Source organism: Sorangium sp. So ce327 (assembly GCF_051530205.1).
GTDB classification, from domain to species: Bacteria; Myxococcota_A; Polyangia; order Polyangiales; family Polyangiaceae; genus Sorangium; species Sorangium cellulosum_B.
Map to the genome: position 1 here is coordinate 7796440 of NZ_CP150330.1, position 17293 is coordinate 7813732.

Below are 17293 nucleotides of genomic sequence, written 5' to 3' on the forward strand. Positions count from 1 at the left end.
AGGAGGCGGCGGCGATCGGGCTTGACATCCCGGCCCTGACAAGTGCGCCCCGCGCCGCTTCGCCGCGCGGTCGCCATCTCGCCCCCCGGACGCGGCGAACGGCTGTAACCTGGCCGCGGGCAGGCCGAGGCCCGCGCGGATTCGACGCGGGGGCGGGCCTTTCGGCTGACCACACGGAGCATGCATGGTGTCGACAGGGGCCTTGGACGGCGCGGCCCGAGCGGCGGGGGCGTCCCCGCCGCAGGCGGCGGAGGCGCTGGATGGGGGCAATTACGAGGTCATCCGGCGGCGGCTCGTCGAGCGCGCCGAGGAGCTCGCCCGCCGCGCCGAGGCGCTCAACGCGCGGAGAAAAGAGGTGTTCGGCGGCACGGACCTCGCGCTCCTCGAGAACGCCCGCGTCAGGACCGAGAACAACTGCGTGCCGCGCGACATCGTGAGCATCCGGGGCAAGCTGCTCGTCGGCTACCTCGTGTTCATGGGGCTGAAGGAGGTCAACGTCGGCGACGTCTTCAGCCTCCACCGCTTCGCGAAGGACGGCGGCGCGTTCGACCTGACCCACGTGCCGCTCGACGAGGGCGACGCGTTCCTCGGCGACCCGAGCTTCGTCAAGGAGTTCAAGGACCTCCACCGCTACGTCAAGGAGCCCCGGCTGCTCCAGCTGCGGCGCAGCGGCGACACGCGGCTGCTCGCCATCTTCCAGGTCGGCGCGACCGAGCGCGACGTGAAGGTGTTCCGGTGGAGCCTCGACGCGACCGGGCGCATCCGGTACCTCGACGCGCGCGGCGACGAGGACAACGTCCGGCCGCGCGCCCACGACTTCGCCTGGACCCAGGCCACCCGCGACGACCACGTGCAGGGCAAGCACCCGCACGTCGCGATCCTCGGCGAGATCTTCGTCGAGACGGTCGGCGGCGATCTCACGGTCAAGGTCGAGAACAACACGACGACGGGGCTCGGCATCTACCGCGAGCCTGTCGACGACGCGGGCCAGGCGCTCGACGACGCCGACATCCAGTACGCCCGGCTCGGGCCGCTCATCCTGCTCAAGATCAAGCCGTTCCGGGAGCCCTCGTACCGCTACCTCGTCTACAACGGCCGCACCCGGAAGGTCACGCGCATCGACGCGATCGGCCTCGCCTGCCTGAGCCTCCCCGAGGACCAGGGCATCGTCTTCCCGAACGGCTACTACCTCGTCACCGGGGAGACGAAGCGCTTCGAGGGCAGCACCGAGAGCCTCGTCTTCGAGCGGGTCATCCGCTCTCCGAACGGGGAAGACGTGCTCTACGTCTTCCACCAGGTCGTCGACGGGCGGTACGTGCTCTTCCCGTACAACCTGATCCGCAAGGAGATCGCGACGCCGATCCAGTGCCACGGGTACAGCCTCTTCGACGACGGCAAGATGGTGATCTTCCGGGCGTCGAGCGACGAGGCGACCCGCGTCCACCCGATGCAGATCTGGCAGACGCCGTTCATGACCGCGGAGTTCGCGGCGTCGGCGCCGACCGACGGCTCGTACCTCGCGAAGGTGGGCAACGCCGACCTCGTCCGGGGGATCTCCGACGCGCTCAGCATGCGGCGCGCGGCGCTGGACGGGTCGCCGACCCGGCAGACGTACGAGGATCTCATCAGGACCGCCGAGCGGATGGCCGACGCCTACTACTGGCTCGGCCACGCCGAGGCGGGCGATCTCCTGTCCGTCGTGAACGAGCTCCGGGGCGTCTCCGAGAGCATCGTCGACGAGTTCGAGAAGGTCGAGGGCATCAAGGCGCGCGCCGCGGCCGCGCTCGCCGAGGCCGAGGCGGCGCAGCGGCAGCTGCTCTCCGGGGTGCGGCCCGAGGACGCGGCGAGCGTCGACGCGTTCCTGAAGGCCCTGACCGCGCTGCGGCGGCAGCGGGGGCACCTCATCACGCTCCGCGAGCTCAAGTACATGGACCTCGGCCGCGTCGACGCGCTCGAGGCCGAGATCGTCGCGCGCGCCGACGAGGTGAGCCAGGCGTGCGTGACGTTCCTGCTGGGCGAGCAGGCGTTCCGCCCGCTGGCCGACCGGCTCGCGGGCCTCATCGCGAAGATCGAGGCCGTCGCGAGGTCGCCCGAGCTCGCGCCGTTCGCCGCGGATCTCGACGCCGTGAACGAGGGGCTCTCCGTCCTCGCCGAGATCGTGGCGAGCCTCAAGGTCGACGACCCGACGGCGCGGACCCGGATCCTGGAGGGGATCAGCGAGGTCTACGCGCAGCTGAACCGCGCGCGCGCGACGCTGAGCGCCCGCGGCAAGGACCTGCGGGGCGCGGAGGGGCGCGCCGAGTTCGGCGCGCAGTTCAAGGTGTTCGGCCAGAGCGTCTCGAGCGCGATCGCGGTGTGCGACACGCCCGAGCGCTGCGACGCCGAGCTGTCGAAGCTGCTCGTCCAGCTCGAGGAGCTCGAGGGGAAGTTCGGCGAGTTCGACGAGTTCCTCGGCGAGCTCGCGGCCAAGCGCGAGGAGGTGAACGACGCGATCGCGGCGCGCAGACAGGCGCTGCTCGACGAGCGGCAGCGGCGCGTCTCGAACCTCGTCGCCGCGGCGGACCGGATCGTCCAGGGGGTGGCGCGGCGGGCGCGCACCTTCGCGGGCGTGGACGAGCTGAACACGTACTTCGCGTCCGACGCCATGGTCGCGAAGCTCCGCGATCTCGCGGCCGATCTCCACGCGCTCGGCGACAGCGTGAAGGGGGACGAGGTCGAGGCGCGGCTCAAGTCGGCGCGGCAGGACGCGCTCCGGGCGCTGCGCGACCGCGAGGACCTGTTCGAGGGCGGCGGCGACGTCATCAAGCTGGGCCGCCACCGCTTCAACGTGAGCACGCAGTCCCTGGAGCTCACGCTGGTCCCGCGCGGCGACGGGCTCGCGCTGCACCTCACCGGGACCGACTTCTTCGAGCCGATCGAGGACCCGGCGCTCGAGAGCGCGCGGGATCTCTGGGGCCAGGAGCTCGCGAGCGAGACCCCCGAGGTCTACAGGGGCGAGTTCCTCGCGGGCTCGATGCTCGCGGACGCGGAGGCGGGGCGGGGCGGGCTGTCGATCGAGCGGCTGCGCGAGGCGTCGCTCGGCCCGGGCGGGCTGCTCGGCGCGGTGCGCGCGTACGCGGAGGGCCGGCACGACGAGGGCTACGAGCGCGGCGTCCACGACGCGGACGCGGCGCTGATCCTGGAGAAGCTGCTCGCGCTGCGGTCCACGGCGGGGCTCCTGCGCTTCGGGAGCGCGCCGCGGGCCCTCGCCTGCCTGACGTGGGCGGGGCTCGACGCGCGCGCCCGGGACCTCGCGCACCGGCGGTCGCGGAGCCTCGGCCGGCTCGCGGCGCAGCTCGGCGAGAGCGAGGCGCGGGCGGCGCTCGCGGCCGAGCTCGCGCAGGGCGTGGCCGCGGCGGCGGCGGCGCACAGGCTCGAGGCGAGCGCGGCGGACGTGCGCGTGGCGGCGCGGTACCTCGTGGAGGAGCTGGCGGCGGAGCGCCCCCGGTTCGTGACGAGCGACGCGGCGCTCGAGCTGCGCGACGCGCTGCTCGCGCGCCTCGACCTCGAGGGGGGCCGCGCGGCGTTCGAGGAGGACCTGCGGCAGCTCGAGAAGCACCCGGCCGAGCGGCTGGAGCTCGCGCTCGCGTGGCTGCGCGGATTCGCCGCGAGCAACCCTGCGCTCAAGCATCTCGCGCTGGAAGCGGCGGTCGTCGTCGTGACGGAGCGGCACATCGAGCGGGAGCCGAGCGGGGCCGTCACCGAGGCCCGCGTCGAGGGGCTGCTCGGGCAGCACCCGCGCATCAAGGAGCGCGCGATCGCGCTCCGGCTCGACGAATTCCTGAGCAGGATCGAGGACTTCCTGCACGAGAGGGCGCCGCGCTACCGCGCTTACAGGAAGGTGCGGAGCGAGATCGCGGAGCGGGAGCGGAAGCGGCTGCGCCTCGAGGAGTTCGCGCCGCGGGTGCTCACGTCGTTCGTGCGCAACCGGCTCATCGACGAGGTGTACCTGCCCCTCGTCGGCGCCAACCTGGCGAAGCAGCTCGGCGCCGCGGGCGACGTGAAGCGCACCGACCTGATGGGCATGCTGCTGCTCATCTCGCCGCCGGGCTACGGCAAGACGACGCTGATGGAGTACGTCGCGAGCAAGCTCGGCCTCGTGTTCATGAAGGTGAACGGGCCGTCGCTCGGCCACGAGGTGACGTCGCTCGACCCGGCCGAGGCCCCGAACGCGACGGCGCGCCAGGAGGTCGAGAAGATCAACCTGGCGTTCGAGATGGGCAACAACGTGATGCTGTACCTGGACGACATCCAGCACACGAACACGGAGCTGCTCCAGAAGTTCATCTCGCTCTGCGACGGGCAGCGCCGGATCGAGGGCGTGTGGCGGGGCCGGACGAGGACGTACGACCTGCGCGGCAAGAAGTTCTGCGTGGTGATGGCGGGCAACCCGTACACGGAGTCGGGCGCGCGCTTCCAGATCCCCGACATGCTGTCGAACCGGGCCGACACGTACAACCTCGGCGACGTCCTCGACGGGAAAGAAGCGCTGTTCGCGCTGAGCTACCTGGAGAACGCGCTCACGTCGAGCCCGACGCTCGCGCCGCTCTCCGGGCGGGCGCCGGGCGACACACACAAGCTCATCCGGATGGCGCAGGGCGAGGCCATCGCCGCGACGGAGCTCGAGCACGCCTACTCCGCCGCGGAGGTCTCGGAGATGGTCGCCGTGTTCGAGCGGCTCTTCCGGGTGCAGAAGGTGCTCCTGTCCGTGAACCTCGAGTACATCCGGAGCGCGTCGCAGGACGACGCCTTCCGGACGGAGCCGCCGTTCAAGCTGCAGGGCAGCTACCGGAACATGAACAAGCTGGCCGAGAAGGTCGTGGCGGCGCACACGCCCGAGGAGGTCGACCGGCTCATCGACGATCACTACGTGAGCGAGTCGCAGACGCTGACGACGGGCGCCGAGCAGAACCTCCTCAAGCTCGCCGAGCTGCGCGGCCGGATGACGCCGGAGCAGGCGGCGCGGTGGGACGAGATCAAGAAGGGCTTCATGCGCATCAAGCGCATGGGCGGCAAGGAGGACGACCCGGTCGTGCGCGTGACCGGCACGCTGTCGATGCTGGGCGAGCAGCTGGAGGGCATCCGCGGGGCGATCGGGAAGGCGGCCGCGGTGGCGCAGGCGGGGGACGCGCGGGCGCGGGAGATGAAGCAGTGGCTCGCGCCCGAGATGGAGCGGCTCTCCGCGGCGCTCAAGGGGGTGGCGCAGCCCCGGGTCGACGTGAAGGTCGAGACGGATCGCTCGGTGTCGGAGTTCGTGGGGCACCACCTGTCGCTGGTGGAGCGGATCGTGGCGCCGCTCGCGAAGGCGACGACGCAGAGCGCGTTCGGCATCCGTGCGATCGAGGCGCAGGTCTCGGAGCTCGCGCAGGGGCTCCGGTCGCTCGAGGAGAAGGTCCGCGCGGCGGCGCGCCCGCAGAGCCAGCCGCCGCCGCCGCGCTTCGAGGCGCGGGTCGGGGCGGCGTCGCCGGCGAACTTCTACCGGACGGCGCCCGCGGCCGACGTCGTCGACCACGGCGGCATCTTCGTGCCGACCTTCCGGCCGCCGCCGGCGCGCGGGACGACGGTGGCGCTCAAGATCCCGTTCGCGGAGGGCGGCGAGATCGACGCGGTGGGGGTGGTCGAATGGACGCGCGAGGCAGAGGAGGAGGGCCCGCCTGGGTTCGGGGCGCGCTTCGTGCGGCTCTCGGGCGAGCAGCGGGAGCTCGTGGAGGGGTTCGTGCGGCAGCGGGAGCCGATGCTGCTCGGCATGTGAGCGCGCTCGCAGAGCGGGCGCTCACGTGCTCGCCCGGTGACGCCGACGCCACGCCAACGCCGCGCTCGCGCGCCCCGGGCAGAGCAGGGCGCGGTGCTGCGGCGCGGAGGTATGCGGCCCGAGCACAGCATCCGAGCTGAGCCGATGCTGCGCGCTGTTCGTCGCCCGAGCGAGCGGCCGCGCGCACCCCTCTATCGCGCGCCCCTCCATGAGGAGTGGAGCGGCCTCCCTCGTGCGTGATATCACCGTCATGACGCGGTTCGTCGGCGATGGCCTGGATCCGAAGCCCGCGCTCCGGCGCCGGGCACTCAGGAGCTTCAGCGCATGAAGATGATGACCCTCGGACCCTTTGACGGGAACGCGTGGCTGCTCGGCCGGAAGATCGAGCGGACGGTCGCGGAGTGGAAGGAGCCGGCGCGGCTCGCGATCGTGGCCATGCCGAGCGGGACGAAGCACGAGGAGTACCTCGCCGCGGTCGAGGACGCCACGGGCGTTCCGGTGGTCGGAGCCACCACCGGCGGGGTGTCGTTCACGGAGCGCGGCTTCAGCAGGAGCGGGGTGACGTGCGCCTTCCTCGGGGGAGCGAACGTCGAGGTGGCGTGCACCGCGGCGCGCGAGCTGCGCTCGGATCACGGCAAGAGCATCAGGGCCGCGCTGAGCGACATGGACGAGGCCGTCTCGAGCGGCAGCGGGCGGAGCGGGGCGACGAGCTCGATCCTGGTGCTGGCGGACGCGTTCGCGTGCGACGGCGACGATCTGGTGGCCGCGCTCCGGCAGGGCGTGCCGCCGCACACGCGCGTCTTCGGCGGGACGGCGGGCGACGGGTGGACGTTCGAGGGGGCGCGGGTGTTCCTCGGCCGCAAGGTGCTGACGGACGCGGCGGTCCTCGTGCGGCTGACGCACCGGCAGCGGGTGAACATCGACGTGGTGCACGGGTTCCGCGCCGCCGAGGGCGGGCGGGATTTCACGATCACGGACATCGAGCGGAACGTGCTCAGGACGCTGGACGGGCAGCCGGCGGCGCGGGTGTACGAGGAGGAGCTCTCGCGGCTCGGCTTCCGTTCGAGCGGCGAGGGGCTGCTCCAGACGATGGCGAAGCACGCGCTCGGGGCGAAGACGCCGTTCGGCGAGGCGCTGAAGATCAGGTCGCCGATCGCGATCCGCGGGGACGGCGCGGTGGTGCTGACCGGCGGGCTGGCGCGCGGGCAGGTGGTGCGCGTCGTGAACGCGGCGACCGACACGGTGCTCCAGGCGGCGAAGAGCCTGTCGACGAAGGTGCTGGGGCCGCTGCCCGGGGTGGCCGGTTCGCTGGTGTTCGACTGCGCGGCGCGGTTCCGGATGCTGGGCGAGCGGTACCGGGAGGAAGTGCGGGCGTTCCTCTCGCCGAACGCGGCGTCGAACCCGATGTTCGGGATGGCCTGCTACGGGCAGATCGCGAAGTTCGGGGGGAGCGTCGAGGGGTTCTACAACACGAGCGCGGTCATGGTGGCGTGGGGGGAGTCGGACCAGGCGACGGCTGGCGGGTGAGCTTTGCTGAGCTGACCGGTCCGAGGAGAGGCGGCTCGTCGCGCGGTGTGGGGGCTTTGCTGAGCTGACCGGCCCGAGGAGAGGCACGAGCTGGGTCTGGTCAGCCGACGGACGATAGACGCCCTCGACGTTCACGAAGGTGCGATGTCGATGCACGGCGTTCGTGGCACGCGCCATGTTTGCACCGCGGCGAGCGTGGCACCGGACCACCATCGATCGCGAGACACCTGCAGGGGAGCAACACCTCTGGACGTCGAGCTGCGTCCGGCGCGGCCTACCCGATGCGGTCCGTTCGCGGCGCGCTGGCTCCGCCGCGAGAGGGGCGCATGTCGAGGATGACGAGGACGGGTGGGTCGTCAAGGTGCTCGACCAGTGACACGGAGGAGTGACTTCATGCGATGCAATCCGTTGGAGAAGACGCATCGATTCCGGTGCGCCGCTGTGCTCGCCGCGGCATTGTGCGCGACCGCGTGCCAGCGGGCGCGAATGTACGAGGAGCCTGAAGGACCGACGCCGGTCGTCGGGTGCGACGTGTTCGCGAGCGCGAGCGCTGCGCCTGGGGGCGCCGGGACGCGCGACGCTCCCTACGCGCGCCTGCAAGAGGCGATCGACAACGCGAAAGGCGGGACGGTGTGCGCATGCGCCGGCCATCCTTTCGCCGAGGCCGTGACGCTTCCCGCGGGGATCGAGGTGCGCGGGGACTTCACGTGCGATGGAGAGTGGAAGCAGAGCCCGGATGCGAAGAGCACGATCGCGGGGCCGGCGGGACAGGTCGCGCTGACCCTGACGAGCGACGCGGACGGGGCGAAGGTGCATGGATTCGTGATCTCCGCGGCGAGCGCGACGGAGCCTGGCGGGTCGTCCATCGCGGTTGCCGTGGCGGACATCGCGGCCGAGCTGAGCCACCTCGATGTGCGGGCCGGCGACGGCATGCCCGGATCCGATGGTGAGCCGCAGGCAACCGCGGCAGACGCTGGGGGGGACGCTCCGGCCGAGGGCGCGCGCGCACCGACGAATGCCTGCGTGGTTCCCGCGCGCGGTGGTGAGTCCGGACGGATGACGTGCGGTGACGTGGTCACCGACGGTGGCGCGGGCGGGACCGGGGAGACGTCGCCCCTTGCCGTGAGTCTGCCCTCCACGCCTGCGGAACCCGGTGAGGGCGGCAAGCCGCTCGCGAGCACGCCCCCGGACGGGTTTGGAGGCACGGTCGACGCCTCGGGAACCCGCCAGGCTGGCATCGCCGGTGCCACTGGCGCCAGCGGGACGCCTGGCGAAGGCGGCCATGACGGGAGGCTGACCCTCGCCGGCATCACGGACGGCGACGGAGCCCCCGGCCAGCCCGGCAAGCCGGGCCAGGGAGGCGGAGGGGGCGCTGGCGCACGCGTGCTGGGCGTCGTTTGTACCTTCATCGACGGGCGTCCGGCAGACGGCGCTGCCCCGGGCGGTGGGGGTGGAGGCGCAGGCGGATGCGGCGGCAAGGGCGGCGCAGGCGGGAGAGCCGGCGGGTCCAGCATCGGGATCGTGAGCATCGGGACGAAGCTGACTCTGGCCGACGTGACCGTCACGGTGGGTCATGGCGGCAAAGGAGGAATCGGCGCCGCAGGGCAAAGCGGCGGAGAAGGGGGGCGAGGTGCACCGGGCGGCACGACCCGGAACGATACGAATGCGCCCGATAACGGAGCTGGGGGGATGGGCGGGCGCGGCGGCGATGGCGGCCCCGGAGGCGGCGGGCGCGGCGGACATGCGATCGGCATCGCCTACGACGCCGCCCCTGCTGCCGTGCCGTCGTTGAAGGAGTTCATCCCTGGAGAGCCGGGTGAAGGTGGTCCGGGAGGACTCGAGTCTTCCTCCAGCGCAGGCCACGCCGGCGTCAGCGCCGCCTGCTGGAGCTTCAAGACAGGGACGCGCTGCGCGCCGTGAGCCGCGGCCGCCGCCACGCAGCACACATCGAGGAAGGCCTATTTGAAGAGGGGCAACGGCCGCGCGGGGTCGCCTCAGAATCCGAGCGTTCGGATCGCCTTGCGGATCGTGTCCGCGCTGGCCCGGACGCCGGCCTCCTCCTCGGGGCTCATCGGTATGGGCAGCTGTGACTCGACGCCGGACCGGTTCACGATGCACGGCACGCTCAGGCAGACATCGTCGATCCCGCGATAGCCGCTCAGCAGGCTGCTGACGGGCAGCACGCGGCTCTCGTCGCGGAGCAGGGCTTCCAGGATCTTGGCGGTCGCGAGGCCGATAGCGTAGTTCGTCGCGCCCTTGCCGGAGATCACCTGGGCGGCGGCGTTCTTCACGTTGGAGAAGATCTCCGCCCGCTCGGCCGCGCCGAGGTGGCCGTGGCCGGGCACGGACCACGCGTCGAGCGGGATGTTCGCCACGTTCGCGCTGCTCCACAGCGGCACCTCGCTGTCCCCGTGCTCTCCCGCGATGTACGCGTGGACGTTCTGCACGGCCACGTCGAGCCGCCTCGCGATGAGGAACCTGAACCGGCTGCTGTCGAGCACCGTGCCGCTGCCGATCACGCGGGCGGGCGGGAGGCCTGTCAGCTTGAGCGTGACGTACGTGATCACGTCGACCGGGTTGGTGACGAGCAGGTAGAGCGCGCCCGGCGCGACGGCCTGGAGCCTCGGCAGGAGCTCGCGGCATATCGCGACGTTCGCGGTGGCGAGGTCCATCCTGCTCTGTCCGGGCTTCTGCTTCGCTCCGGCGGTGATCACGACAACGTCCGCCCCGCGGCAGACCTCGACGTCATCGCTGCCGTCGAGCGTGGCCACCGGGACGAACTGCAGCCCATGGTTGAGGTCGAGCACCTCGGCGTCGACCTTGGCCCGGTTCGTGTCGAACAGGGCGATCTGCTTCGCCACGCCGCGGAGCAGGCTCGCATAGGCGATCGTCGCGCCGACGCTGCCAGCACCCACGATCGCGACCTTGCTGGAAGAGATGGTCTGGTGATCGGGCATACCGCCGGGTACCGCGGCGGGACGGCTGCACCAAGGCAAATCGGGCCGCGGAGCCCGCGCGGGCTCGGCGGTGATCGCCCGCCGGCGCCACGACCTGAGCCCGCGCAGGCTCAGCCGTGACCGTCCGGCGGCGGGGCGGCCGGCGCCACGACGATCGCCGGCACGACCGCCGGCGCCGCCCTCGGGTCGGCGGCGGGCATCGCGGCGCCGGCGGGCCCTGCGGCGCCCTCGGCGGGCCCGTGGGCGCCCGCTGGGGGCCGTATCTCGATGGCGAGGGCCGGCTGCGCCGCGGCGGGGCTGAGCGCCACGCCCTCGTCGCGGCACGCGCGGAAGAACGCCTTCATGACCTCGGACTCCAGCAGATCGTGGCGCTCGAAGTCGGCGATCCAGAACTTGATGACGTAGCGCTGAAAGAGCGGCGTGACGGCGGCGAGCCAGAGCCTGGGCGCGGGCTCACGCAGCACCTCGGGCACCTCGCGGCAGGCGCGCTGGGCGGCGCGCTCCACGGCCTCGGGCGGGGCGGCGAGCGCGACGAGCATCTCGACGTTGCGCGCGCAGTTCCGGTCCGGCGCGCAGAAGTTCTGGACGCGCGCCTTGGCGATGATCGAGTTCGGCAGGATCACCACGTCTCCGGAGAACGTCCGGAGGCGCGTGGAGCGCCACCCCACGTAGATCACCTGCCCCTCGACCCCGTCGACGAGGATCCAGTCCCCGACGCCGAACGAGCGCTCGGAGTGCAGGGCGAGCCCGGCGAACAGGTTGCCCAGGGTGTCCTGAAGCGCCAGGCCGAGGACCACCGTGATGACGGTCGAGGTCGCGAGCAGCGGCACGAGGTCGACCCCGGTCACCGCGCCGACGATCGAGAGGCCGGCGACCAGGTAGAGGATCGTGAGCAGGAGGTGCCGCACCAGCGCCGGGAGCAACACCTTCCGGCGCTCGGCGAGCCAGTAGTCGATGATCAGGGTCTCGGCGATCTCGATGGCGAGGTACGCGGCGAGGGTGAGCTCCAGGAGGAGCACGGCCTTGTGGAGCGTGGGCAGCTCTCCCCCGCGGAGGGAGATGAACGCGTGCAGCGCGAGCAGCGCGACGAGCATGCGCGCCGGCAGCCGCATGCGGCGGACCAGCAGGTCGTCCAGCGACGTCTGCGTGGCGCCGGCGAGGCGCGCGAGCGAGGCGAAGACCAGGCGGTAGACGAAGAAGCCGAGCGCGAGGACGGAGGCCGAGATCGCCAGCGCGACGGGCATCGAGGCGGGAGAGCGGATGAGGTCGGCCCAGAGCGCGGGGAGCCGGTCGAGGTTCACGCGGCCGAGTCTGCCACAACTCCGCCGCGACCCGAGCGCGGGGATCCGTCGCCGAGCGGTGCCCGGGGGCGTAGACTCCCTCCATGGACGACATTCGCGATATAAGCGACGACGAGGCCCGGGTCGCGGAGCTGGTGCGCTCGGCGCGGCGGGTCGCCGTGCTCGGCATCAAGACCGAGGCGCAGTCGGATCAGCCAGCGTTCTACGTGGCCAGCTATCTGCAGGGCGCGGGTGTGGAGGTGATCCCGGTCCCTGTCTACTACCCTGACGTGAAGACCATCCTCGGCAAGCAGGTCTATCGCCGGGTGGCCGACGTCCCGGGCCCCATCGACATCGTCGATGTCTTCCGGCGGGGCCAGGACGTCGCCGGGCACCTCGACGACCTGCTCGCCGCCCGTCCGCGCGCCGTCTGGCTGCAGAGCGGCATCCGGAACGACCAGGTGGCCGAGCGGCTTGTCGAGGCAGGCATCCTGGTCGTGCAGGACCGCTGCCTGATGGTGGAGCACCGCCGCCACGCAGGGCGGGGCTGAGGCGTCGGACGGCGGGCTCGCCGTGGGGCGACTACACCGCTCGGTGCTGCGTCCCCTTGCCGAACGTGATCGCCAAGAAATCCCCCGGCTCGTGGACGATCATCCGGTGCCACACCCCTTGCGGCACCGTGCACGCCGTCCCAGCGCGCAGCGCGACGACCCGCTCGCCGCCCTCGTCCTGCAGCACCACGTCGATCGCGCCCGAGAGGAGGTACAGGATCTCGTCCCCGGCCGGGTGCATCTCCCACCGGGGCGTGTCCTCGGCCATGTGAAACCGCGTCACGAGCCAGCCATCCACGCGCTTGACCCGCCGGATCTCGGCGCCCGCCGGCTCGTCGGACATGAGCTCTTGCCAGAACGTCGGCTTCACATCGATCTGCAGCGCATCCCCCGCGTCCGCGAGGTGCAGGTAGGTGCTGCGGAGATCGAACCCAGGCTGTCTCGGCTCGGCCATCTTTCCCTCCCCCGTCTCGACTGAGGGCGTCCATGCCAGCAGGGCGCCCCTACCGCGTCAATCCGCTCTTCCCGCCGCGGCCTCCCCGCCGGCACGACCGGTGCGTCCCAGGCGCTCCGACGGGGCCCGCCGGGCTCTACTGAACAAACGCTCCCATCCTGACCGGGACGCGCTAGACTGCGCTCGCAGCGCTCGCCTCTTCGCCCGGAGCACTCCGCACCATGCCGCGCCCTGTGAACAACCCTCCGAACCCGTGGTCGTCGACGCAGGTCGAGTACCTCGAAGAGGCGCCCCCGGCGACGCTGCAGATCTTCGAGGAGCAGGCCCGCTCCATCGTGACCGCGAACGACAGCCCCGATCTGCCATTCCGGTACAGCGTCAATCCGTACCGGGGCTGCCTTCACGCGTGCGCCTACTGCTATGCCCGGCCGTCGCACCAGTACCTCGGGTGGGGCGCCGGGACGGATTTCGACCGCAAGATCGTCGTCAAGTCGAATGCGCCCGAGCTGCTCGAAAAGGAGCTCAACAAGCCGAGCTGGCAGGGAGACACGATCGTGTTCTCGGGCAACGTCGATTGCTACCAGCCGCTCGAGGCGAGCTATGAGCTCACCCGCCGCTGCCTCGAGGTGTGCCTCGCGTTCAGGAACCCGGTCGGGCTCATCACGAAGGGCGCGCTCGTGCGGCGCGACGCCGCGTTGCTCGGCGAGCTTTCGCGCCGGGCCCGCGCTCGGGTCCACTTCAGCATCCCGTTCGCCGACGACGCGGTGGCGCGCAAGATGGAGCCGTATGCGAGCCGCTCGTCGCTGCGCTTCGAGGCGATGCGGGCGCTCTCCGACGCGGGGGTGCCGACGGGGATCTCGCTGTCGCCGATGATCCCCGGCCTGAACGACAGCGATGTCCCGGAGCTCCTGGAGCGCGCCCGGGCCGCCGGCGCGGAGAGCGCGTTCATGATGCCGCTGCGCCTGCCGCGCGAGGTGCTCCCGGTCTTCGACGAGCGCCTCGAGGAGGCCTTCCCGGACCGCGCCGCCAAGGTCCGCCGCGGCATCCAGGAGATGCGCGGCGGCAAGATGAACGAGGCCGCCTTCGGGGCGCGCTTCCAGGGCGCGGGCCCGCGCTGGGCGGCCATCCAGCGGCTCTTCGAGGTCCACTGCCAGCGGCTCGGACTGAACCGGGCGCGCGGCAGCGGCGAGTACATCGAGCGAGAGGGCGAGTCGACGTTCAGGCGGCCGAGCCGGCAGGGGACGTTGTTCGACCTCTGAGCGTGGCGTTCGATGCCGGGGTGCGAGGGCCACGACAATCCAGAAGTCCCGGGGAGCGCGGCGCTGGCTGTGCTGGTTCGTGTTGGCGCTCTGCCGGGGTTCACATCGAAGCAACCGATGACGAGGGGCGCGAACGCCTCTGCCGCTGCTCCTCGCCGTCGCCCTCCTGGCCCGCGGCCTACTTGAGCAGATCCTCGATGCCGTACATCTCCTCGGTCACCAGCGGATCGTCCTCGTCGTCGCCGTCCTGGCCCTGCGCCACGGCGTGGAGCTGGAGGCGCGGGATGGCGTGCGGGGAGATCTCACCGAGGTTCTTGCAGTTCGTCAGCATCCGCAGGAACACCGTGAACAGCTCCTTCATCAGGACCTGGTATTCGGGGGAACGAGCCGCGTCCGGGCTCTGAATCGCCTGCGTCGCGCTGTGGCATGGGGGCGTGGGCGCGACGCTCACGTAGGCGGGGCTGTCGCCCAGGACCATCCGCAGGTCCTTGGCCTGGCAGCTCTGGATGGGGGTGCCGTGCACCGACTGGCCCTCCGGGACCAGTCGCTTGACGACGTCCCACACCCCGGTCGCCTTCAGCCAGTCACCGCTCACGGGGTTGTTCCTCAGCGCGGGCCCGATGTAGTTCGCGCCCGCGAGCAGGCGCCCGTACTGGATGGCGCCGCCGAGATCGCCGAAGAGATCGGCGAGGTCCATCTCCCCGTCGGCGACCTCCTCGAGCTGGAGCAGCGTCACGGGGATCATCGCGCGGGCGTGGCGCGGCTCGGCGATGAAGAGGATCGTCGCCGTCGAGCAGAGGAGCTCGGACACGGTGAGGTGGGCATTGATCTTCGTGGCCCGTCGCGACAGCCACCACTGCTTGTCGAACTCCAGCTTGCGCAGGCCGACGTTGTACCGCACCCCGTACAGGAACCGCGCCTTCACGTCCTGCAGCGCGATCTCGTGGGCCATCACCGCCGTGCGGGGCAGCGTGCCGCCCTTCACCAGGCCGATGAGCGCGCGGGCGATGTCCCTCTGATCGACGCCGGCCGCCATGACGACCTCGATCCCCCTCTGGATCTCGGAGTACGACAGGTCGAGCACGCGCACCCGGAAGTCCGCCGCGCTCTGGCCGATGCAGGGCGTCACCATGCGCGTCGTCCCCGCGCCGAAGCGATCCTTCTGGTTGATGGCCAGGACCGAACAGGTCGGCCAGTTCAACATGGTCGCGTGGTTCACCGCCTTACCGTCGCCGATCAGGTTCACGTACTTGCGGACCTCGATCAGCTCCTCCGTCGCCCCCAGCACCCCGACCTGGGAGATGTCGATCACATGAACGTCATCGGCGTCCAGGATCAGCTTCATGCCGCGGACCGGCTTGATGAACTTCTTCGCGAGCCGAGCCTCCCAGGGCTTCGTGTGCGCTTCCTCGACCATGTCGAGCGGGAAGACGTCCATCTTGCGGACGTGGAGCGTGTCCTTGGCGGCGAGGATCTGCCCGTTCAAGATCTGGCAGCAGCAGCTCTTCGCTGGGGGCGACGCCAGGAAGGCCCGGTAAAGCGGGGCCCAGTGCTTGGCCTGTTTCATCGCGAGGAGGAGACCGAGCGGCTCGGTCCACGCATGAGACCGATACGCCTCGGTCTGGGTGAGACTCACGAAGACATCGAGGATCGCCGGGCCCGCGTGGCGCGTCGTGACGCGCATCATCTCCCCGAGGTACTCCGCCGGCAGCCTCGGCCCGTCCTCGCCTTCGTCCACCAGCGGCGGCATCCAGAGCGGCGCGCTGGCGTTGTTGAACGTCCACCCGGGGAGCCATCCGAGCGCGTGGCCGCGCTGGATCTCGCTCAGCCCGCAGCCGTGACCGGACAGGTGCGTGATCTGGCCGACGAGCGTCCTGGACTTGTGGCAGAACCACTTCTTGCACAGCGGACACTGCGCCTCCGCCCGGTTCGAGCACGGGTCCCCGCCCACCTGGGTCCGGTGGGGGCACCGTCCGTGGGGGTGCGCGTCATCGGCGGTGTGGTCGAGGCAGACGAGCCTTTCGCACGCACACTCGAGGACCGCCGCTGCGCCGCACATCGGGCGCGAGCACATGCCGGTGCCACAGACGTGCGCCCGCATGTGCGCCGGGCACAGCGCCCTCTGGCAGCGCGAGCACGCGAGGGCCGTCGGCGCCGCGCAGAAGCACTCGCCCACATCCTGCGGCGCGTGAGGGTGGCGGTTCTGGTGAGCCGCGCAGAACGACTTTCCACACAGCGCACAGGTGGGATCCGAGCGGAGCGGACAGCCGGCCGACTCACAGTGGGAGAAGGACAGGCCGTGCGCGTGGTCGTCGCACAGGACGAGCCCGCAGCGCTGGCACTTCGACGTGGCCACCTTGAGGCAGGCCTTGCACGCGCCACCGCAGATGTCGCGGTGGGTCCCCATGTGAAAGCTGCAGTGCGCGACGCCGCACGACGCGCAGGCGGAGCCGCGGCTGTCGCAAGCATTGCACGGAGGATGCGCGCTCTTGTGTCCATTGTCGCACACCTCACAGAAGTGGCCCATGCAGACGCTGCACGTGATCACCTGAACCGGGCGTGCCGCGCCGGCGCGACCCCTTCCGCTGGTCGACGGGGGAGGGTCCTCGTGCCCCAGCTGCGAGCACGTTTTTCCGCAGACGTGGTGGTGGGCATGGAGGAGACAGAACCTGCCTTTGCACGCGGAGCACGCACTGGGGGTCGCGTCCTTTTTGCAGTGGGGAAAGTCGCACCTCATCCGAGCCTCCGGACGTCCAGCGAGCCCGGGCGCGCGGCGCCTGCGCCGAGCATGGCAGCCTCGTGCCAGTCGAGCGGGGTGGCCTCCGCGAGCAGGTTCTCGATCCGCTTCTCGGGCGGCAGGCTCCGGTCCGCGAGCAAGCGCCTCAGCACCGCGTGCTCGTGGAAGCGAGGGCCGACCACGAGCCGTGTGGCGGCAAGCCAGGTCATGGATCGGCGGTCCGCGAGCCCCAGCTCCGCACAGATGTCGACCGATTCGCTGCAGTGGACGAGGAGCGCCTCATCGTCCAGCCCCCGGGTGCTGCTCCCGAGCTCGGCCCGGAGGAACGCCCGCAGAGATTCGCACAGCGTCCGGTGATGATGGGCATTGAACAGCTGCATCTGCTCCCTGCGGATGATCATGCCGCCTCCTGCGCAAGGGCAGGACATCACGAGCGGAAAGACGAGGGCAAGGGCAACCTCGGACCGCAAGACCGCGGCATCCAGGAGATGCGCGGCGGCAAGATGAACGAGGCCGCCTTCGGGGCGCGCTTCCAGGGCGCGGGCCCGCGCTGGGCGGCGATCCAGCGGCTCTTCGAGGTCCACTGTCAGCGGCTCGGACTCAACGTGGCGCGCGGCAGCGGCGAGTACATCGAGCGAGAGGGCGAGTCGACCTTCAGGCGGCCGAGCCGGCGGGGGACGCGGTTCGACCTCTGAGCGTGGCCCGCGGGCTCGTCGTGATCGTGCACGACGAGCAGC

The 17293-nt window shown here is 71.3% G+C and carries 11 protein-coding genes; 6 read left to right on the top strand and 5 right to left on the bottom strand.

Annotation, left to right across the window (positions count from 1 at the left end):
- The first annotated feature begins 184 nt into the window (after positions 1–184).
- The 3 genes from WME95_RS29085 to WME95_RS29095 all read left to right on the top strand — a co-directional run bounded on the left by WME95_RS29085 (position 185) and on the right by WME95_RS29095 (position 9238).
- Positions 185–5791, top strand: a complete 5607-nt coding sequence (locus tag WME95_RS29085) for a DNA repair ATPase (protein ID WP_437902617.1) — start codon at positions 185–187, stop codon at positions 5789–5791.
- A 324-nt stretch (positions 5792–6115) separates the two neighbouring features.
- Positions 6116–7318: an FIST signal transduction protein gene (locus WME95_RS29090; RefSeq protein ID WP_437541949.1), complete on the top strand. Its 1203-nt coding sequence runs from the start codon at positions 6116–6118 to the stop codon at positions 7316–7318.
- A 486-nt stretch (positions 7319–7804) separates the two neighbouring features.
- Positions 7805–9238 (top strand): hypothetical protein, encoded by a 1434-nt coding sequence (locus WME95_RS29095; protein ID WP_437902618.1) that lies wholly within the window; start codon positions 7805–7807, stop codon positions 9236–9238.
- A 74-nt stretch (positions 9239–9312) separates the two neighbouring features.
- On the opposite strand, the gene WME95_RS29100 is transcribed toward WME95_RS29095, so the two are convergent.
- Positions 9313–10275 carry an L-lactate dehydrogenase gene (locus WME95_RS29100; protein ID WP_437902619.1) on the bottom strand — a complete coding sequence of 321 codons (963 nt, stop codon included), beginning with the start codon at positions 10273–10275 and terminating at the stop codon, positions 9313–9315.
- Between the two features lie 110 nt (positions 10276–10385).
- A complete protein-coding gene (locus tag WME95_RS29105) occupies positions 10386–11576 on the bottom strand; it encodes a mechanosensitive ion channel family protein (RefSeq protein WP_437902620.1) in 1191 nt (396 codons plus the stop codon).
- A gap of 83 nt (positions 11577–11659) precedes the next feature.
- On the opposite strand from WME95_RS29105, the gene WME95_RS29110 reads away from it, so the two are divergent.
- A complete protein-coding gene (locus WME95_RS29110; protein ID WP_437902621.1) occupies positions 11660–12106 on the top strand; it encodes a CoA-binding protein in 447 nt (148 codons plus the stop codon).
- 31 nt (positions 12107–12137) lie between these two features.
- Here the strand turns inward: WME95_RS29110 and WME95_RS29115 are convergent, their stop codons facing one another.
- Positions 12138–12560: a cupin domain-containing protein gene (locus WME95_RS29115; RefSeq protein WP_437541959.1), complete on the bottom strand. Its 423-nt coding sequence runs from the start codon at positions 12558–12560 to the stop codon at positions 12138–12140.
- A gap of 221 nt (positions 12561–12781) precedes the next feature.
- Here WME95_RS29115 and WME95_RS29120 point away from each other — a divergent pair, with 221 nt between their 5' ends.
- Positions 12782–13819 carry a PA0069 family radical SAM protein gene (locus WME95_RS29120; RefSeq protein ID WP_437902622.1) on the top strand — a complete coding sequence of 346 codons (1038 nt, stop codon included), beginning with the start codon at positions 12782–12784 and terminating at the stop codon, positions 13817–13819.
- A gap of 178 nt (positions 13820–13997) precedes the next feature.
- Here the strand turns inward: WME95_RS29120 and WME95_RS29125 are convergent, their stop codons facing one another.
- Both WME95_RS29125 and WME95_RS29130 read right to left on the bottom strand, forming a co-directional pair.
- A complete protein-coding gene (locus WME95_RS29125) occupies positions 13998–16346 on the bottom strand; it encodes a hypothetical protein (protein WP_437902623.1) in 2349 nt (782 codons plus the stop codon).
- 206 nt (positions 16347–16552) lie between these two features.
- Positions 16553–16957 carry a hypothetical protein gene (locus tag WME95_RS29130; protein ID WP_437902624.1) on the bottom strand — a complete coding sequence of 135 codons (405 nt, stop codon included), beginning with the start codon at positions 16955–16957 and terminating at the stop codon, positions 16553–16555.
- A 102-nt stretch (positions 16958–17059) separates the two neighbouring features.
- Here WME95_RS29130 and WME95_RS29135 point away from each other — a divergent pair, with 102 nt between their 5' ends.
- A complete protein-coding gene (locus WME95_RS29135) occupies positions 17060–17251 on the top strand; it encodes a hypothetical protein (protein WP_437902625.1) in 192 nt (63 codons plus the stop codon).
- Positions 17252–17293 lie beyond the last annotated feature (42 nt).

Coding starts and splice junctions, on each gene's coding strand:
- WME95_RS29130 (WP_437902624.1), bottom strand. CDS start 16,957: ATGATCATCCGCAGGGAGCAGATGCAGCTGTTCAATGCCCATCATCAC.
- WME95_RS29120 (WP_437902622.1), top strand. CDS start 12,782: ATGCCGCGCCCTGTGAACAACCCTCCGAACCCGTGGTCGTCGACGCAG.
- WME95_RS29125 (WP_437902623.1), bottom strand. CDS start 16,346: ATGGGCCACTTCTGTGAGGTGTGCGACAATGGACACAAGAGCGCGCAT.
- WME95_RS29090 (WP_437541949.1), top strand. CDS start 6,116: ATGAAGATGATGACCCTCGGACCCTTTGACGGGAACGCGTGGCTGCTC.
- WME95_RS29095 (WP_437902618.1), top strand. CDS start 7,805: ATGTACGAGGAGCCTGAAGGACCGACGCCGGTCGTCGGGTGCGACGTG.
- WME95_RS29110 (WP_437902621.1), top strand. CDS start 11,660: ATGGACGACATTCGCGATATAAGCGACGACGAGGCCCGGGTCGCGGAG.
- WME95_RS29085 (WP_437902617.1), top strand. CDS start 185: ATGGTGTCGACAGGGGCCTTGGACGGCGCGGCCCGAGCGGCGGGGGCG.
- WME95_RS29115 (WP_437541959.1), bottom strand. CDS start 12,560: ATGGCCGAGCCGAGACAGCCTGGGTTCGATCTCCGCAGCACCTACCTG.
- WME95_RS29135 (WP_437902625.1), top strand. CDS start 17,060: ATGAACGAGGCCGCCTTCGGGGCGCGCTTCCAGGGCGCGGGCCCGCGC.
- WME95_RS29100 (WP_437902619.1), bottom strand. CDS start 10,275: ATGCCCGATCACCAGACCATCTCTTCCAGCAAGGTCGCGATCGTGGGT.